Origin of the sequence: Microbulbifer yueqingensis, assembly GCF_900100355.1 — a bacterium.
Taxonomy (GTDB): Bacteria; Pseudomonadota; Gammaproteobacteria; order Pseudomonadales; family Cellvibrionaceae; genus Microbulbifer; species Microbulbifer yueqingensis.
This window is the reverse complement of the sequence record NZ_FNFH01000002.1, coordinates 615,149-632,347: the sequence shown is the minus strand read 5'-3', so window position 1 is coordinate 632,347 and position 17,199 is coordinate 615,149. Positions and strand designations below refer to the sequence as shown.

General features: G+C 60.0%; 17 protein-coding genes. 12 read left to right on the top strand and 5 right to left on the bottom strand.

Features of this window, described 5'->3' with window-relative positions:
- The first annotated feature begins 8 nt into the window (after positions 1-8).
- Positions 9-542, top strand: coding sequence for an MgtC/SapB family protein (locus BLT26_RS06575; RefSeq protein WP_245720617.1), 534 nt, complete (start codon positions 9-11; stop codon positions 540-542).
- Positions 543-567: 25 nt separating this feature from the next.
- Here the strand turns inward: BLT26_RS06575 and BLT26_RS06570 are convergent, their stop codons facing one another.
- Together BLT26_RS06570 and BLT26_RS06565 are read right to left on the bottom strand one after the other, a co-directional pair.
- On the bottom strand, positions 568-1,374 hold the full coding sequence (locus BLT26_RS06570) for an ABC transporter permease (protein ID WP_091510511.1): 807 nt from the start codon (positions 1,372-1,374) through the stop codon (positions 568-570).
- Entirely contained in the window at positions 1,375-1,974 is a 600-nt protein-coding gene (locus BLT26_RS06565) for an ABC transporter ATP-binding protein (RefSeq protein ID WP_091510508.1), read from the bottom strand.
- A 334-nt stretch (positions 1,975-2,308) separates the two neighbouring features.
- Between BLT26_RS06565 and parC the strand changes: the two genes are divergently transcribed.
- From parC to BLT26_RS06515, 11 genes are all read left to right on the top strand, one after another.
- A complete protein-coding gene (gene parC, locus BLT26_RS06560) occupies positions 2,309-4,555 on the top strand; it encodes a DNA topoisomerase IV subunit A (RefSeq protein ID WP_091510504.1) in 2,247 nt (748 codons plus the stop codon).
- A 181-nt stretch (positions 4,556-4,736) separates the two neighbouring features.
- Complete coding sequence (locus BLT26_RS16220; RefSeq protein ID WP_139169418.1) at positions 4,737-5,354, top strand: DUF6988 family protein; 618 nt, start codon at positions 4,737-4,739, stop codon at positions 5,352-5,354.
- A gap of 157 nt (positions 5,355-5,511) precedes the next feature.
- On the top strand, positions 5,512-5,922 hold the full coding sequence (locus tag BLT26_RS16215) for a hypothetical protein (protein WP_139169416.1): 411 nt from the start codon (positions 5,512-5,514) through the stop codon (positions 5,920-5,922).
- 649 nt (positions 5,923-6,571) lie between these two features.
- On the top strand, positions 6,572-6,886 hold the full coding sequence (locus BLT26_RS06550; RefSeq protein WP_091510496.1) for a hypothetical protein: 315 nt from the start codon (positions 6,572-6,574) through the stop codon (positions 6,884-6,886).
- 222 nt (positions 6,887-7,108) lie between these two features.
- Positions 7,109-7,726: a DUF4272 domain-containing protein gene (locus tag BLT26_RS06545; RefSeq protein ID WP_175453048.1), complete on the top strand. Its 618-nt coding sequence runs from the start codon at positions 7,109-7,111 to the stop codon at positions 7,724-7,726.
- Positions 7,727-7,863: 137 nt separating this feature from the next.
- A complete protein-coding gene (locus BLT26_RS06540; RefSeq protein WP_091510485.1) occupies positions 7,864-8,202 on the top strand; it encodes a DUF6547 family protein in 339 nt (112 codons plus the stop codon).
- A 366-nt stretch (positions 8,203-8,568) separates the two neighbouring features.
- Positions 8,569-8,904, top strand: coding sequence for a DUF2185 domain-containing protein (locus tag BLT26_RS06535; RefSeq protein ID WP_217631385.1), 336 nt, complete (start codon positions 8,569-8,571; stop codon positions 8,902-8,904).
- Between the two features lie 283 nt (positions 8,905-9,187).
- Positions 9,188-10,225, top strand: coding sequence for a sodium:calcium antiporter (locus tag BLT26_RS06530; RefSeq protein ID WP_217631384.1), 1,038 nt, complete (start codon positions 9,188-9,190; stop codon positions 10,223-10,225).
- Between the two features lie 209 nt (positions 10,226-10,434).
- Entirely contained in the window at positions 10,435-10,920 is a 486-nt protein-coding gene (locus BLT26_RS06525) for a MarR family winged helix-turn-helix transcriptional regulator (RefSeq protein WP_091510482.1), read from the top strand.
- A gap of 1 nt (position 10,921) precedes the next feature.
- On the top strand, positions 10,922-12,031 hold the full coding sequence (locus BLT26_RS06520; protein ID WP_217631383.1) for an HlyD family secretion protein: 1,110 nt from the start codon (positions 10,922-10,924) through the stop codon (positions 12,029-12,031).
- Entirely contained in the window at positions 12,028-13,512 is a 1,485-nt protein-coding gene (locus BLT26_RS06515; protein WP_217631382.1) for a DHA2 family efflux MFS transporter permease subunit, read from the top strand. The genes BLT26_RS06520 and BLT26_RS06515 overlap by 4 nt, the downstream gene beginning before the upstream one ends.
- A 178-nt stretch (positions 13,513-13,690) precedes the next feature.
- Here BLT26_RS06515 and BLT26_RS06510 read toward each other — a convergent pair whose 3' ends face one another.
- From BLT26_RS06510 to BLT26_RS06500, 3 genes are all read right to left on the bottom strand, one after another.
- Complete coding sequence (locus BLT26_RS06510) at positions 13,691-14,107, bottom strand: DUF2147 domain-containing protein (RefSeq protein WP_175453047.1); 417 nt, start codon at positions 14,105-14,107, stop codon at positions 13,691-13,693.
- 130 nt (positions 14,108-14,237) lie between these two features.
- Positions 14,238-15,707, bottom strand: coding sequence for a protein adenylyltransferase SelO (locus BLT26_RS06505; protein WP_091510475.1), 1,470 nt, complete (start codon positions 15,705-15,707; stop codon positions 14,238-14,240).
- Positions 15,708-15,714: 7 nt separating this feature from the next.
- Positions 15,715-17,187 carry a Ppx/GppA phosphatase family protein gene (locus BLT26_RS06500; RefSeq protein ID WP_091510471.1) on the bottom strand — a complete coding sequence of 491 codons (1,473 nt, stop codon included), beginning with the start codon at positions 17,185-17,187 and terminating at the stop codon, positions 15,715-15,717.
- Positions 17,188-17,199 lie beyond the last annotated feature (12 nt).

The window sequence follows — 17,199 nt, the reverse complement described above, 5'->3', positions numbered from 1 at the left end:
AAAATGCCGTGGACTCACTACAGCAGTTGCTGGATTTCGACTGGCCGCTGGTACTGCATCATGTCGTCGACATGGTGATTGCTTACATGCTGGCGCTGCCGATCGGCTGGGACCGGGAAAAACATGAACGTACCGCTGGGCTGCGCACCTTCCCCCTGGTGGCTGTGGCCGCCTGTGGTTACACCCTGGTGGGCCTGCAGGTGCTGGAGGGCTCAACCGCCCATTCGCGGGTGATCCAGGGCATCATCACCGGCATGGGCTTTATCGGCGGCGGGGCGATTCTGAAGAGTGTGTCAGAGGGCAAGGGGCGCGTGCAGGGCACGGCCACTGCTGCGAGTCTCTGGGCCACCGGTGCCATCGGCCTGGCGGTGGCCACCGCCCGGCTGGAGATCGCCGTCGTCCTGAGCGCAATGACCTTCCTCACCCTGCAGGTGATCACCTCGGCCAAGGAACACCTGCCGGGCGCGAAAGATAATACCGGGGTGGCCAAGAGAACGGACCAGGACGGATCCGGCGACGAGTCCGGGGAGGGAGAGCGTTGACCGGGGCCGCTAACCGACTCGGCGCCTAGCGCCCCCTGCCGGAGCCCAGCCGATCGAGACGCAGGCGCTCGCGCCCGTCAAACAGCCGCCGGGAGGCGATACTCACCGCCAGGAAGGCGCCGAAGCCGGTGCCGGCGGCGATGGCGAACATGATCAGTATCTGGTATTTCACCGCCAGCGCGGGTGCGGTGCCCGAAAGAATCTGGCCCGTCATCATCCCCGGCAGCGAGACGATACCGGCTGCTGCCATGGAATTGATGATCGGCATCAGCCCCGAGCGCATGGCCTCGCGGCGAATACCGCCGCAGGCCCGCGACCAGGGCTCGCCCAGCATCAGGCGGTTTTCCACCAGCTGGCGTTGCGCCCATAGCCCTTCCGTCAGCCGGTCCAGCCCCAGCGCCACCCCGGTCATGGTGTTGCCCAGCAGCATGCCCAGCAGCGGGATTGCGTACTGGGGCTCGTACCAGGGGGTCGGGCCGATCACCGCGACAAGGGTAAGCACCGTCACGCTGAAGGCGGAAACAAACATGGCCGCCGTGCCGATACCGAAGCTCCAGCCGCCGCGCAGGCGGCGCTGTTGCCTGGCCATGACCTCACGCCCGGCAAGCAGCAACATCACTCCCCCCATCAGGGCCACCCAGGGCAGGCTGCCGACGGAAAACAGCGCCTCCAGTACCAGGCCCACCAGCGCCAGCTGCACCGCCGTGCGTGCCGCCGCCAGCAGCAGTGACCCGGCCAGGCCCAGGCGCGCCAGGTAGATGCACAGTGAAAGCAGCACTACCAGGCTGGCGGCCATCGCCAGTTGCCACCAGGAAAGCTCGATTACACCCATTCAGTGTCCCTCCAGCCGGCCGCCGGCGATGTGCAGGTGCTGGTCGCCAACGCGCTCGATCTGCTCGCTGTCATGCGCGACCCAGAACGCCGGAATCTCCCGCTCGCGAATGTAGCCGGTCAGCCAGTGTTCCACCAGCCGGGTAGTGTCCGGATCCAGGTTGGCGGTGGGCTCGTCCAGCAGAAGGGCCGCAGGTTCGCAAGAGACGGCACGCACCAGTGCAAGGCGCTGCTTTTCGCCGGATGAAAGGCGATCCACCGGCCACTCCATTACCTCCGGCTCCAGACCCAGTTCCTGCAGTGTCGCGGATTGGGGCGTGTACATGTGCTCGCCAACGGTATCGAACCACCAGGCGCTCTCGGCAGGTACCAGCATCACCATGCGCCGCCAATGGTGGGCCGGCACTTTTGCCTGGGTGTAGTCGCCGAGACGAACACTGCCTTCGTGGGGGTCCAGGTCGGCGATCGCACGCAGCAGGCGCGACTTGCCGCTGCCGGAGGGGCCGGACAGGCAGGCTATCTCGCCGGGCTTTACCTGCAGGGAAACCGGCTCGAGCAGGTCGGTGGTAAGTTTATCGAGATAAAGTGGTTGCTGGTTCAACGGAACTCCTCGGGTGGCAATCCCTGCAGGCCGGAGCGGCGCTGCAGGAGAGCGGTGAGCCTGTCCGAACAGGAGAGCCAATGACCCTACCTGTTGGGTTCTGGTATTTGATCCTTTGCGGATGACCTGCCTTTTGAGCCTTGAGGCCGGTGCTTTCTACCGTCTTATCCTCGGGAAAACAAGAATAAGGCGTTGGGAGAGGGCTGGCCGGGGGGACATTTGCCTGCTATTCCACCAGTGCCACGCCATCCCCGCATGCCTGCCCCTTTGAACCCTTGTCGATTCCTCGCCATAATCCGCTGTCTTCCAGAGAGAATAACGAGATCCAAGCTGTATGACCGAATCCTCCGTCTTCGAGGCCACCGAGCGCCTGCCGCTGAAGGAATACACCGAGAAGGCGTACCTGGACTACTCCATGTACGTCATTCTGGACCGCGCCCTGCCCAATATCGGCGACGGCCTGAAGCCGGTACAGCGGCGTATCGTCTACGCCATGAGCGAGCTGGGCCTCAAGAACACGGCCAAGTACAAGAAGTCCGCACGCACCGTGGGCGACGTGATCGGTAAGTATCACCCGCACGGCGACAGCGCCGTCTACGAGGCCATGGTGCTGATGGCACAGCCGTTCAGCTACCGCTATCCGCTGGTCGATGGCCAGGGCAACTGGGGCTCCCCGGATGATCCCAAGTCCTTCGCCGCCATGCGCTATACCGAGTCGCGCATGGGTAAATACTCGGAAGTGCTGTTGTCCGAACTGGGGCAGGGCACGGTGGACTGGCAGCCCAACTTCGACGGCACCATGGACGAACCGGCAGTGCTGCCGGCGCGTGTGCCCAATATCCTCTTAAACGGCACCACCGGCATCGCCGTGGGTATGGCCACGGATATCCCGCCCCACAACCTGCGCGAGGTGGTTAACGCTACCGTGGCCATGCTGGAGAACCCCAAGGCCACCGTCGCCGATCTGTGCGAGCACATCCAGGGGCCGGACATGCCCACCGAGGCCGAGATCATCACACCGCGCGCGGATATCCAGAAGGTCTACGAGACCGGCCGCGGCTCGGTGAAGATGCGCGCGGTCTGGAGCAAAGAGGATGGGGATATCGTCATCACCGCGCTGCCCTACCAGGCCAGCGGTTCCCGGGTGCTGGAACAGATCGCCGCGCAGATGCAGGCCAAGAAACTGCCCATGGTCACCGACCTGCGCGACGAGTCGGACCATGAGAATCCCACCCGCCTGGTGATCGTGCCCAAGTCCAACCGCGTCGACCTGGAGCAGGTGATGAACCACCTGTTCGCCACCACCGACCTGGAGAAGAGCTACCGCATCAACCTCAACATGATCGGTATCGACGGCCGCCCGCAGGTGAAGTCGCTGGACAAGATCCTGGGCGAGTGGCTGAGCTTCCGCACCGTCACCACCCGTCGGCGCCTGCAGTTCCGCCTGGACAAGGTCGAGAAGCGCCTGCACTTGCTGGCCGGCCTGCTGATTGCCTTCCTCAATATCGACGAGGTGATCGAGATCATCCGCACCCACGACGAGCCCAAGCAGGCCCTGATGGACCGCTTCGAGCTCACCGAGGTGCAGGCGGAATATATCCTCGACACCAAGCTGCGCCAGCTGGCGCGGCTCGAGGAAATGAAGATCCGTGGCGAGCAGGCGGAGCTGGAAAAAGAGCGCGACATGCTCACCAAGACCCTGGACAGCGCCCGCCGCCTGAAGACCCTGATCAAGAAGGAACTGCTGGCCGCTGCCGACGAGTTCGGTGACGACCGGCGCTCGCCGCTGGTGGAGCGCGGCGAGGCCAAGGCCTTCGACGCGGCGGACCTGCTCTCGTCCGACCCCATCACCGTGGTGCTGTCCGACAAGGGCTGGATCCGCGCCGCCAAGGGCCACGAGATCGACCCCACCTCCCTCAACTACAAGGCCGGCGACCACTTCAAGCTGGCCGCGCGCGGCAAGAGCAACCAGCCGGCGCTGTTGCTCGACAGCACCGGCCGCAGCTACGCCATCGCCACGCACACACTGCCGTCGGCCCGCGGCCAGGGCGAGCCGCTCTCCGGCCGCATCAACCCGCCTTCCGGTGCCACCTTCGAGGGCCTGCTGATGGGCAGCGACGAGCAGCGCCTGCTGCTGGCCTCGGACGCCGGCTACGGTTTCGTGGCCAAGCTCGGCGACCTGCAGTCACGCAACAAGGCCGGCAAGGCCATGCTGACCCTGCCGAAGAATGCCCGGGTACTGCCGCCGTGCGAGATCGAGAATCCCGACGAGGCTCTGCTGGCTGCGGTGACCAGCGAGGGCCGCATGCTGGTATTCCCGGTGTCCGAGCTGCCGGAACTGTCCAAGGGCAAGGGCAACAAGATCGTCAACATTCCCTCGGCGCGCGCCGCCAGCCGCGAGGAAATCGTCGTCGGCGCCGCCGTGCTGGAGGGCAATGCGCAGCTGGTCATCCACGCCGGCAAACGCCACACCAGGATCAAAATATCCGAACTGGACCACTACCGCGGCGAACGCGGCCGGCGCGGCAACAAGCTGCCACGAGGATTCCAGAAGGTGGATCGGGTCGAGGTGCTGGATTGAGCCTGCCGTCCGGGCCGGCACTTCGATAGCAAAAATAGGCGCCAATTGGCGCCTATTTTTTTGCATGCGAGTGCAAGAGCGTGGCTATAGCCGCGCATCTATAGCTAGATATGGGCATTCATGGTCAGATGTAGCCATTTGCCCAGATATGACCATGCCTGTTAATAAACTGTTATAAGCCATGAATGACAACAACATAAGAATCAGTGAATCCCAGGCGATATTTAGAGGTATCAATCGCCTTTTAGCGCATAAATCCTTTGATTTAGATGATAGAAAAATTATTTCTGTCGGTAGCTTTTCAGCCAGCTTAGAGTATCACGCAGCTCTATGGCTCCTATGCAAAAATAAGAGATTCGGTGCAGCGGCCAATTTACTGCGGTCGCAGGTTGAGTCTTATGCAAAAGGTGTGTGGTTCTTGTACTGTGGCAGCGATGCTGATGTAGAAGCAGCCCACAATGATGAGCTGAGCTTGGGTATGAGGAAACTTGCTCTTGATCTAGAGAGTAGGCAAGTACCCGGATGGGAAGATGTAAAAGAAGTTAAAGAATCCTTTTGGTCAATCTTGTGTGGCTACACTCATACGGGCAAGCCTCAACTAGCACGAAGATTCATAGGGTCAAATATATCTCCTAATTATGATGATGGGTTTGTTAGCTCAGTGCTGAATTTCGGCGATCTTATAGCCTTTAAAACTCTGTTAGAGCTGTTAAAACTTTCGAATTCGGATGATTCAGAAACTGAAATTCGCAGCTTAATTGGCTCGAGCAAATTCCTGCAAGAGGCCTTCGGTCCGTAGGCTTATAACAATCGCAGGCAGTATGCTACGGCCCTTCGGGCCTCCGCGGGACGCCCAACGCTGTGCACATATTGTGCTGGTCGCTGCGCTCCCTTTTTAGCACAATACGTGCACAGCATTGGTCGCCCCTGCTGCGGGCGTTATGTGATTTATTTCTATGAAAAAGCTATTTCCACCTATTTTATTGTTCCTTTCTTTTCAAGTAGAAGCCTGCATTCTTCAAGTAATTGGGAGTGAAAATCAGAGAATTAACAGTTATATATTTGGTTCACATGTTATTCTCAATCAAATTGATGAAGGGGTCTTAGAAGAGGCAAGAGAAAAATTGAGCAGAAATATCTCTGCTGATATTAGATCAATGGCAATCGCTATAGGGGACCCCTCGTGCGAAGTTTCTGAAAAAGAAGCAGAGATATTTTGGGCGCATGTTGTGAGAATCGCGGTGTTAGATGAAATTCATCCAAATGATCACTGGCGAGAAGACTCGACTTTGCAATCTGTATTTTCTCAGTCTAAAGAGATCGAACCCGCTAAGACGGATGCCTTGAGGGAAAGGCTAGAGCAGTGAAGGCATCACATAACAAGCGCCAGCACATCGCGCCTGAGGCGCTGGGCTCGCAACAAGTTGCTCGCCTATGTGGCGGGCGTTATAAGCCTTAAAAACTGAGAAATAGAAGTGAGAAAGTGTCTTTTTGTCCTATTATTTTCTGTCTGTCCGAGTGTTTCGGCTAGTGATCTATGTTCTATTTTGAGCGGAGCCAAAGTAATTTCCGAAGACGGCAAGTTTTTAGGTGTAGTTGCAAGTTCATATTCAAGTGATTCAATTTTTAATGAGTATGGATCTCATGGTAGCGAGTATAGTACTGATAGTATCTGGAATGAGTATGGTACATACGGAGGTGAGTACTCTACTAAATCTCCGTTCAACCCATATACAAGTACGCCGCCATTTCTTGTAAAAGATGGTAAGGCAATAGCGTACTTGAGTGTAAATAAAAGCTTGAATGCAGCGGTAAATCCATGGGTGCTTAAATCTTGCTACGAGTGAGCGCCCTTATAACAAGGCCAGGCAGTTTACTCCCGGCCTTCGGCCCTCCGCAGGACAGCTTGCTTTGTACACATTCTGCGCGAGTCGCTGCGCTCCCATTTTTCGCGCAAATGCGCACAAAGTAAGCTGCCCCTGCTGGCGGCGTTATATTTCTTAAGAGTTTCTACCAGTGCTTGACCTTGCTAAAAGAGATAAATTGAAAAGTAGGCTGATCAAGGATCTCAAAAAAGCATGTGGAATTGCCTCCCATTATAGTGGTGGCTATTCTGGTGAGTTCTTAGATGCTCAGGAATTCTATCAGGCACTAAAGAGCGCGGTGGAGGCCTTTGAATGCGGCGATGATAGCCAAGCAAGAGACTTGTGGATCTGGTTTGCACCTACTACAGCATGGGATGATTTTATCGGCACTGAGGGTCTCGATCTTGGTAATGCGATATTTGGCCAATTGCAGGCATACATTGATAAGCACTGCATCAAAATATAATAAGCCGCTCGAACTTGCGCCGGCCACAAAAAGCGGGGCCTCCACCGGACTCGCTAATGTCGCGTTAGTCCGCCAAGGTTAGCTTGAGCTAAGTGACTCGCACTAAACGGATGTATAACGATCCGCTGTCCTCGCCCCTTCGGGGCTGGGACGGCCTTTCCGCGGCTTCGCCGCTCAAAGCCCGCCCCAGACCCGGGTTTTAGGTCTCCCTGAGAAATGAACATGGAAGAATTAAAAAATAAGAATACTCAATATCTAAGCTCAATTGGTATTGATGTGCCTGAGGACCTGCCTCAAATAGAAAGCCTGAATGAAGTAGAGCCTAGAACAGCTCAGGATATTGCTGGGCGTTTAAGCGCGTTGGCATATGTCATTGGCTTGGGATTCGGCGCGAGAGGTGAGGATCTACTTGAGCAGCTTAATAAGTACAATCTCATGCCTTATGTAAGTGGGTATGAGAGGGAGCTGCTCAGCCAGGATATCATCGGGGAACAAGATAAAATAGATATGTCTTGGCTAGCTGAGTGTGCTCAAGCTCTTGCCTGGTGCATTGGGTTAGTGGATCTAGACCATTTTAAGCACTGCGATGATGATCTGGCCCAAAAAATACCATTTAAATCTAATCCTGAAGAGTTCATTCAAGAGTCGCAGCTTCGTCCGATCGCTGAAATTCAAGAGCAGTCTGATCTTCTATACAGGTTGCACTGGTATGTAAGAAATTGTGGTCTCACTGGGCAAGAATGTGAGTTAAGCGAGGAGGTTATCTCCGAACGTCGAAGAGCAATTGACTGGGCATATGGTGTAGAGAAGGATTGGGATGCAGTGCCAATGGATACCTAGTCCTAACAAGCACATATTGTGGGGCTGGTTTGGCGCTGCATTCAAGCCAGCTGATCCGTAACTACTGTCGTGGGGGCTAGTGTCCTTGAAAGATGTCCCCGCCGCAGAGAATAAGATTATTTGAGTCCCATAAAGTCATGACTAAGGAAGTAGAAGCGTACAAGAAATTCATTGACGAAGTCGTCTCGATAAAAGACGCAGCCACTTCGAAATGGGTTGCGCGAGGTTCGTACCCGGAGACTAAGGAAAACCAGTATCGTAATGAGGTTTTATCTTCTTTATCTGAGGCTCAGCGAGAAGAGGTTGCGAATATAGTGCAAGAAGCCAAAGAGTCCGGGGTTCATGACCTGTTGGCACTTTTAAATCAGGAGTGCTCACTTGCTTACCAGGGCATTGCATTGCCATCCGAGCCCTTTGGTACTGAGTTAAATTACGATTTTGTTGCCCGTTTGGAGGCTGACAAATGGCCTCGGTGAGCCAAGCCATAACGGAACTGGCTAAGTTTCAGTTGCCATGGCAAGAGATCGAGCGAAAGCAATTGGTGTACTGCCTCGAGGTGGCTTCTGGAAAAGTATCTCCTCAGGGACTTGAATAGCTCAATATGGGGCTAATTGCGGTTCGCGAAATCGATGAAAGAGAACAACTTTATTCTCTGATCACCGAAATACAATATCAAATGCAGTATAAGTACTTACCGTATGCTGCGGAGGTAAGGCTGAACATACACCGCAGATCAAGCAGTTAACAAGTTTATGGGGCATCGCTCCCTCGGGTCCGGGACTTCGGTTCGGTGCTTGGAGTCGACGCTGCGGCTGCTGCTAAAGTGATAAGGCACATAATAGATGATGGGCAAAAACTACAAACTCAGCGCTGATCAGATTAAGCCCCTTGCCGAGGGACGCGGCGCCTGTTTTGCGACTGATATGATCACAGTTGAAGGTGAACCTGTACGTTTTATGTGCAGGGAGCGTCCGCACAATGACATTGATAGTGGTTGGCGGTTTATGAGTGGTCATGAGAGCGATGAATACATGGAGAATGCTGAAAAGCATGGTATTTATGACGTAAACACAATCGCCAACTATGATCCGTCAATTATCCCCTTCTTGGATGCAGAAATTGGGCTGGCATTTGAGAAAGTGCCAGGTAGTCCTGACTTCGTGCTGGTCGAGGACTGATAAGCTTAACAGGTGAATTTAGCCGGCCAATTTTCCGCTACTGCTCCAGGCCAGAGTGACCCTGAACAGGCGCCAAATGGCGCCTATTTTCATTGTTGTCGATAAGAGCATGGCGGCGCCGTCAGTTTCATAAAGAACGGTTACAGTCATTTCTATGCTTACCACAAGAAAAGCCGAAAGGAGAATTACGTGATCATTGTTTATTGTTGCTGCAAAGGCGGCGCCGCGCAGGTGGGGGAGGTTTGTGATTCCTTCACGGTAGCGAACTGGCCCAGGTAATTTCGTGAGCTTAAGCCCCGCTAACTGGTCCCTGGCCACAAGTATCGTATTGCTCTGTGTGGCAGCGGCAGTTATCGGCATATGTGGCGTGAAGCTGACGCGTCGCGCGGAAACCCTCGCTCAATGTACGGGAATGGGCCAGGCTATCATGGGCACCCTGTTTCTCGGCATGATCACTTCTGTCGCCGGAGTCATTACCTCGATAAACGCGGCCTGGCAGGGGGCGGGGGAGCTGGCTGTTAGTAACGCCATCGGTGGCATCGCCGCCCAAACCACCTTTCTCGTATTCGCCGACATAGTCTACCGGCGGTCCAATCTCGAGCACGCCGCGGCTTCAGTACAAAACCTGTTTCAGACCGTACTGGTCATGCTCATGCTTGGCCTGGCGATACTCGCCAGCGCCGGGCCCGGTTATACCATCGGTCATGTAGACCTGTTTTCTCCATTGCTTTTGGCAGCTTATATCGGCGGTATCCGTCTGCTGGCCGCTGCGGGCGAGAACCCCATGTGGCAACCCCGCCAGACCGCGCTGACGCAGCGCGAACCAACTGAGCGTGAGTCAGCACCTGTTGATCTCAGGCAGCTGTGGTTGACTTTCGGAGCGCTGGCCATGGTGGTGGCCGCCGCGGGCTGGGTGACCAGCCACGCCGGCATTGTCATCGCCCGGGAGTCAGGGCTGTCGCAGACCATTGTGGGGAGCCTGTTTACTGCCGTTGCCACCTCCCTGCCGGAACTGGTTATCGCCCTCACCGCAGCCAGGCGCGGCGCGGTCACCCTGGCTGTCGGCAATATTATTGGTGGCAATTCCTTCGATGTACTTTTCCTGGTCGGTTCCGACGTAGCCTTCCGCCAGGGCTCTATCTACACCGCCATCAACCAGCAACAGACTTTCTGGCTGGCCATGAACCTCGTCCTCAGCGCGATCGTCATGATGGGGCTGCTGCGCCGCCAGGCGCACGGCTCCGGCAATATTGGCTTCGAGGGCATTGCGGTACTGGCATGCTATTTCAGCGGGGTGGCATTGTTGTTCTGGGGGGAATGAGCGCGTGCCGGAAAGAGGTGTCCGGGGCGCTCTCATGGCGTGAGCCGAGCTTCACTGCGAATTTCGTCCACAGTGACAGGTAGCTCCATCTCATTCTGACTGATTGTTCACGATTATAGGCTGCGCATCCACCCGCCTCGTCTCGATTTCCCGTCCCCATTGCGAAGATTGTAAGCAAGCTTATAATTGGCGCCCTTATCGGAGGGGGCATGACCGCAAACAACAATTCTGTCCAGCAATTACCCGCTGGGGATTCCGCAACCCAGGATATCGCCGCGCAGATGAGCTTCGAGCTCCACAGCGCCGCGCGCCTGTTGCGCCGCAATTTCGACCGCCGCGCCCGCGCGCATGAGCTGAGCCGTTCCCGCTGGCAGGTATTGTGGCACCTGTCACGGGAGCAGGGCCTGAAGCAGGCGGAGCTGGCCGAGCTGATGGATATTGCACCTATCAGCCTGGCGCGGCAGCTGGACAACCTGCAGGGGGAGGGACTGGTGGAACGGCGCCAGGATCCCGGTGACCGGCGCTGTTTCCGTATCTTCCTCACCCAGGCGGCGGAGCCGGCACTGCAGGTACTGCGGGGGCTGGCACAGCAGGCCCGGGCCCAGGCCCTGGCCGGGTTCTCCTCCGAGGAAGTGATGCAGCTGCAGGGCCTGCTCAGCCGCCTGCGGGCCAACCTGACGCGCGAGGAGACGTAACGTGGTAAAGAAACTCGAGCAAGTGGCGGGACAGCTGGCCGCCCGGGCGCCGCGCCGCTTCGGCGCGCGTGAGTTGGGGTTCGCTGCCGGTATCCTGGTGGCGCTGCTGGTGGCCGGCTGGTGCCTGTTTGGCGGCGGCAGCCGCGTGGAAACCGAAAACGCCTACATCAAGGCCGACAAGATTGCGCTGGCCCCCGAGGTCAGCGGCGTCATCTCTATCGTGGCGGTGCGCCCGAACCAGCCGGTCAAGCGCGGCGAGTTGCTGCTGAAACTGGACCAGACTCCCTTCCAGCTGGCGGTGAATGAGGCCGAGGCCCACCTGGCACAGGTGCGCAACCAGCTGCTGGCACGCCGCGCCGAATACGCCGAGGCCGAGGCGGCGGTGGAGCAGGCGCGCAAGGATGCCGAATTCTACCGTCGCCAACTGGAGCGCAACGAGAAGCTGCGCCGGGATACCATTTCCGAGGCGCAGCTGGACGAGGCGCGCCAGAAGCTGGAGCACGCCCGCAGCCTGATCGCCATCAATACCGAGAAGCTCTCCAGCCTGCGCGCGGAACTGGGTGGCAACCCGCTGTTGCCGCTGGAGGAGCAGGCCGACCTGAAGGTGGCCCAGGCGAAGCTGGACAAGGCGCGCTACCAACTGTCCCGCACCGAAATCACAGCCCCGACCGATGGCGTGATTGCCAACGATGTGCCGCAGGCCGGAGAGATGGCGCCCGCCGGTGTCAGCCTTATCAGCATGCTGGGCGGCGAGGGCATGTGGGTCGAGGCCAACCTGAAGGAAACCGAGCTTGCCCGGGTGCGCGCCGGCCAGCAGGCCGAGGTGACCCTGGACGCCTACCCCGGCTTTACCTGGCAGGCCCAGGTGGACAGCCTGAGCCCTGCCAGCGGCAGCGAATTCGCCCTGATTCCCCCACAGAACGCCAGTGGCAACTGGGTCAAGGTGGTGCAGCGGGTGCCGGTGCGCCTGCGCCTGTACCCGGCCAAGGAGGCGCCGACACTGCGCGCCGGCATGAGCGCCCAGGTCACCATCGACACCAGTGAGGACGACAAGCTGGTGTCCGCGCGGGTCGCCGGCGGTGAGGGCGGCCGGGTAGTCCTGTCCGAATGACCGAGGCGCGCCGCAGGCTGATCACAGTCAGCATTATGCTGGCGACGGTGATCCAGGTCCTGGACACCACCATCGCCAATGTGGCGCTGCCGCATATGCAGGGCAGCCTCGGGGCTGCCAGCGACCAGGTTACCTGGGTACTCACCTCCTACATCGTGGCGGCGGCCATCATGACGCTGCCGGTGGGCTTCCTGTCCCAGCGCTACGGCCGGCGCCGGGTGTTCCTGTGGTCGGTGACGGGGTTCACCGTCACTTCCATGCTGTGCGGGCAGGCGGCCAGCCTCAATGAGATGATCCTGTGGCGCCTGCTGCAGGGCGCTTTTGGTGCCTCCCTGGTCCCGCTGTCCCAGGCCACCCTGCTGGATACCTACCCCCGCGAGCGCCACGCCTCGGCCATGAGCCTGTGGGGGGTGGGCGTAATGCTGGGCCCCATCCTCGGGCCCACCCTGGGCGGCTGGCTCACCGAATACTACTCCTGGCGCTGGGTGTTCTATATCAACCTGCCGCTGGGCATCCTGTCGCTGGTGGGAATCTACCTCTACCTGCCGGATGGCGAGACCAGGAAGCCGCGCTTCGACGCCCTGGGCTTCGGCCTGCTGGCGCTGGCCGTGGGTGCCCTGCAGATGCTGCTGGATCGCGGCGAGCAGGTGCACTGGTTCGAGTCGCTGGAAATCCAGCTATACGCCATCGCGGCCGCGCTCGGGCTCTACCTCTTTGTGGTGCACTCGATGACCACGAAGACCCCGTTCCTGGCGCCGGGGCTGTTCCGCGACCGCAATTACGTCTCCGGCCTGGCGTTCATCTTCATCGTCGGCATCATCCTGCTGGCCACCATGGCGCTGCTGCCGTCCTACCTGCAGCAGTGGAAGGGCTACCCGGTGGTGACTACCGGCCTGGTGTTGATGCCGCGAGGCGTGGGGGTCATGCTGGCGATGCTGCTGGTGGGGCGCCTGTTGCGCTATTTCGACGGCCGGCTGCTGATCCTGGTAGGCATGGCGCTGGTGAGCCTGTCGCTGTGGCAGATGGCGGGCTTCAACCTGCAGGTGGGGCAGCCCGCACTGGTCAGCACCGGCCTGCTGCAGGGCTTCGGCCTGGGCATGGTGTTCGTGCCCATTTCCACCCTGGCCTACGCCACCCTGCCGTCACAGCTGCGCGGCGAGGCCACGGCGCTGTTCAGCCTGTCGCGCAACCTGGGCAGCAGCGTGGGGGTGTCCATCGTGATGGCGGTGCTGACACGGAACCTGTGGATCAACCAGCAGCAGCTGGGCGAGCGGGTGCAGATGTCCCCGGAGCTGCTGTCGGGCTTACCGACGGCGGAGCAGCTGGCGGCGCTGCCGCAGGTGCTGGCGGGAGAGGTCTCCCGCCAGGCGGCGGAAATCGCCTATGTAAACGACTTCCAGATGCTGATGTGGATCAACCTGGCGGCCATGCCGCTGGTGCTGTTGCTGGCGAACCCGGACCGGGAGCCGCAGGCGGCCTGACTGGGCTTTTACGGCGGGGGAATACGAAAGGGCGAACACAAGGTTCGCCCCTGCGGGAGTCGCGGCCAGCGGCCGCTCCTACATGATCAAACTGGCAATGGCGGCGGCCTGCGCCGACCGCCTTTCGTCACCCCGGCCTGCGCCGGGATGACCTCGGGGTAAGGGGGAAGTGCCGGCCTTACTGGACCCGCTGCCAGCTCTGGGTGCGGTAGAAGAAGCCCAGGTAGCCGCGTACCTTCAGGGTGTTGCCCTCGCGCCACATCTTGGCGTCGTAGACCTTGCCCTTGGCCGGGTCCAGGATCTGGCCGCCCTCGTAGACATCACCCTTCTTGACCATGTCGGTAATGATGTTCATGCCGACGATAGGCTGGCCCTGGCGGGCGCCAGGACACTTTTCGCAAATGGTGTCGTCGGGCTTCATCAGCAGGTCCACCACACGGCCGTAGTACTTGCCGTTCCGTTCGTAGATTTCCACGATGGACTTGGGCTGCCCGGTCTCGTCGTCGATGGTGCGCCACTTGCCGGTGATATCGGCGGCGGAGGCGCCGACCGCAAACAGCAGGGCGGCGGCGAAGAACAGCAGGTTTCTCATCATCTTTCTGTACCCGTGATTGTTGCTTCAGGTGACCGTCATCATACAACAGGTCATCAGGCTGAGCAGGAACCTGTTTCCAGTTTAGCTCCCCTGCGGCAACCCTGTTGCCGCCGGGCCGGGAAAGAGGGTCTCAGGAGGAGCAGCTGATGGGCATGTGCTTGCCGGACGGTGGCGGTGCCGCGGCCCAGGATTCGTGCTCGGGGTGTTCGTCGAAGGGCGCCTGCAGCAGCCCGAACAGGGTCTGCAGCGGCCGGAAGTCGTGTGCTTCGGCGGCCTCGATGACCTTCTGCGCCAGGTAGTTGCGCAGTATGTACTTGGGGTTGGCGGCCAGCATGGTGCGATTCCTGGTGCGGCTGTCGCTCTGCTCATGGGTCAGGCGCTGGTCGTAGTGGTTTAGCCACTGCTCCAGGGCTGCGTGCTGCGCAACCGGCACGATTTCCTGCAGGCTGGCGGGGGGACGCTCGCCCCGGTAGTGGGCCAGGGCCCGGAAGAACAGCGTGTAGTCCGCCTGCGCCTGCTCCAGCAGTTGCAGCAGCTCGGCACAGAGATGCTGGTCGCCGTCCTCTACCTGCTGCAGGCCGAGCTTGGTGCGCATGCGCGCGGCATACTCGTCAATAAGCAGCGGCTGGAACTCCTCCAGGCAGTCACGCAGGGTGTCGGCGCCGACGAACGCGGAGAAGGCATGCGCCAGGGCATTCAGGTTCCACAGCACCACGCCGGGCTGCTGCTCGAAGGCGTAGCGGCCGGTGTGGTCGGAGTGGTTGCAGATGAAGTTCGGTTCGTAGTCGTCGAGGAATCCGTACGGGCCGTAGTCGAAGGTATCGCCGATGATCGACATGTTGTCGGTGTTCAGCACCCCGTGGGCAAAGCCGGCCGCCTGCCAGCCTGCCACCAGGCTGGCACTGCGCCGCGTGGTGAAGCGCAGTAACGCCTCCGCCTGCTCGGCGGCGGGCTGGCCCTCCAGCTCGGGCAGGAAACGCGCGCAGGTGAATTCGACCAGCCGGTGCAATGCCTCCAGCTGCTTGGTGTAGAAGAGATACTCGAAGTGACCGAAGCGAATATGGGTCTCGGCCACCCGGATCAGCATGGCACCGGTTTCAATTTTCTCACGCACTACCGGCTCGTCGCTGCCGACGATACACAGCGCCCGCGTGGTGGGGATGCCCAGCCCGTATAGGGCCTCGCCGCCGAGGTACTCTCGAATGGTGGAGCGCAACACCGCCCGACCGTCGCCGAAGCGTGAGTAGGGTGTCTTGCCGGCGCCCTTCAGGTGCAGTTCCCAGCGTGTCCCGTCCCGTTCCAGCTCTCCCAGCAGCAGGGCGCGGCCATCGCCCAGGTCCGGGTTATAAACGCCGAATTGGTGGCCGGTGTATTTCATCGCAAAGGGCCGGCTGCCGTGGAACAGGCGCTTGCCGCAGCCGTACTCCGCCCAGGCGGGGTTGGCCGCCTCCGCCGGGTCGATTCCCAGTTGCTGCATGACCGCCGGGTTGGCGTGGATAAAGTCCGGGCGCTCAAACGGCGACGGCGGCACCGGGGTGCCGAAAGCGTCGCCGAGATCGGCGAAATGGTGGCTGAGGCTGACCTGGTCGAGTTTTTTCATAGCGCCTTCAATTGTAGGTCTCCAGCACCAGGCCCGGTGACCGCGATTGCCAGCGCTCCACTTCCTGGTAGAGCAGGTCCTCGATCGCCGGGTGTTGCTCCAGCCACCGGCGTGGCACGCGCAGGCAGTAATTACTACTCTCTTCCCTGGGCTCCATACCGCTGATACTGCGATCCGCCCGGTCCCGGTGCACGATGCAGGCGAGGCGCAGGCACAGTAACAGGTCGGGATTGGGGTGGAAACCGTAGTGCTCGCGGGGTGGCCGCAGGCGGCCGCGCTGGTTGCGGACCAGGTGTGCCAGGTGCTCCTGCTCGCCGCGTGAGAAACCGGCCAGGTCCGCCTGCTCGATCATGTACGCGCCCAGCTTGCGAAAATTACTGTGGGAAAGCGCCAGCCCGATTTCGTGCAGCTGGGCGGCCCAGCGCAGCCGGAGGAGCTGTTCGGCGGCACAGTCGGGTCGCAGGCGCGAGAGCAGTTCCTGTGCGGTATGCGCCACTCGCTGCGCCTGGCCCTGGTCCACCTGGCTGCGCTGTACCAGGTCGCTGACCGCATCCGCGCGGTGATCCCCCCCGTGCAGGCGCCCGGCCAGGTCATGGACGATGCCTTCGCGGATGGCGTAGGGCGATACCTGCATTCGTTCCATATCGAGTTCGCGGAAGATCGCCACCAGGATGGCCAGCCCGGCGGTGAATACCGGTCGGCGCTCCTCATCGAAGTTCGGCAGGTCCAGTGCGGCTATGTTCCTGCAGCGCGCAACTCGCTCGGCGAGTGCCTCCAGGGAGTCGCGCTCGATATCCACCACTTCGCCGTCATTGAGGACCCGCGCGACAGCCTTGACCGTGCCGGAGGCCCCGACCGCCTCGGCGTTGTCGGCGAAGTGGTGCAGCCCCTGCAGTTCCGCACTGGCGGCGCGTCGCGCCCGCACAAAGTTGTTGCCGATGGCAGTGTCGATTTCGCCGTCGGTAAAGAAGCGCTGGCTGTAAGAGACGCAGCCCATGTAGAGGCTGCGCAGTTCATGTGGAACCTCGCGGCCGCGCACCAGCTCGGTGGAGCCGCCGCCGATATCGACTACGCAGCGCATCCGCGGTGGTCCATCGGCAGCGGCCATGACGCCGCTGTAAATCAGGCGCGCTTCCTCGATGCCGCTGATGATCTCGACCGGTGCGCCCAGGATCTCTTCGGCCTGCTCCAGGAACCCGTCGGCATCGCTGGCGGCGCGCAATGTATTGGTGCCCACAATGCGCACATGATCGACAGGCAATTGGGCCAGTACCGGACGGAAGCGCCGCAGTGTATCCAGCGCTCGTGCAGCCACCGCCGGGTCGAGGTTATTATCGTCGTCGAGCCCGGCCGCCAGCCGGACCATGGCGCGGTCTGTATGCAGCCGCACCATGCGCTGGTCACGGAATTCTGCCAGCAGCAGGTGAAAACTGTTGGAGCCCAGGTCCAGCGCGGCGTAGCGTTCGGCGTCACGCTGCATTATTTTTCCTGT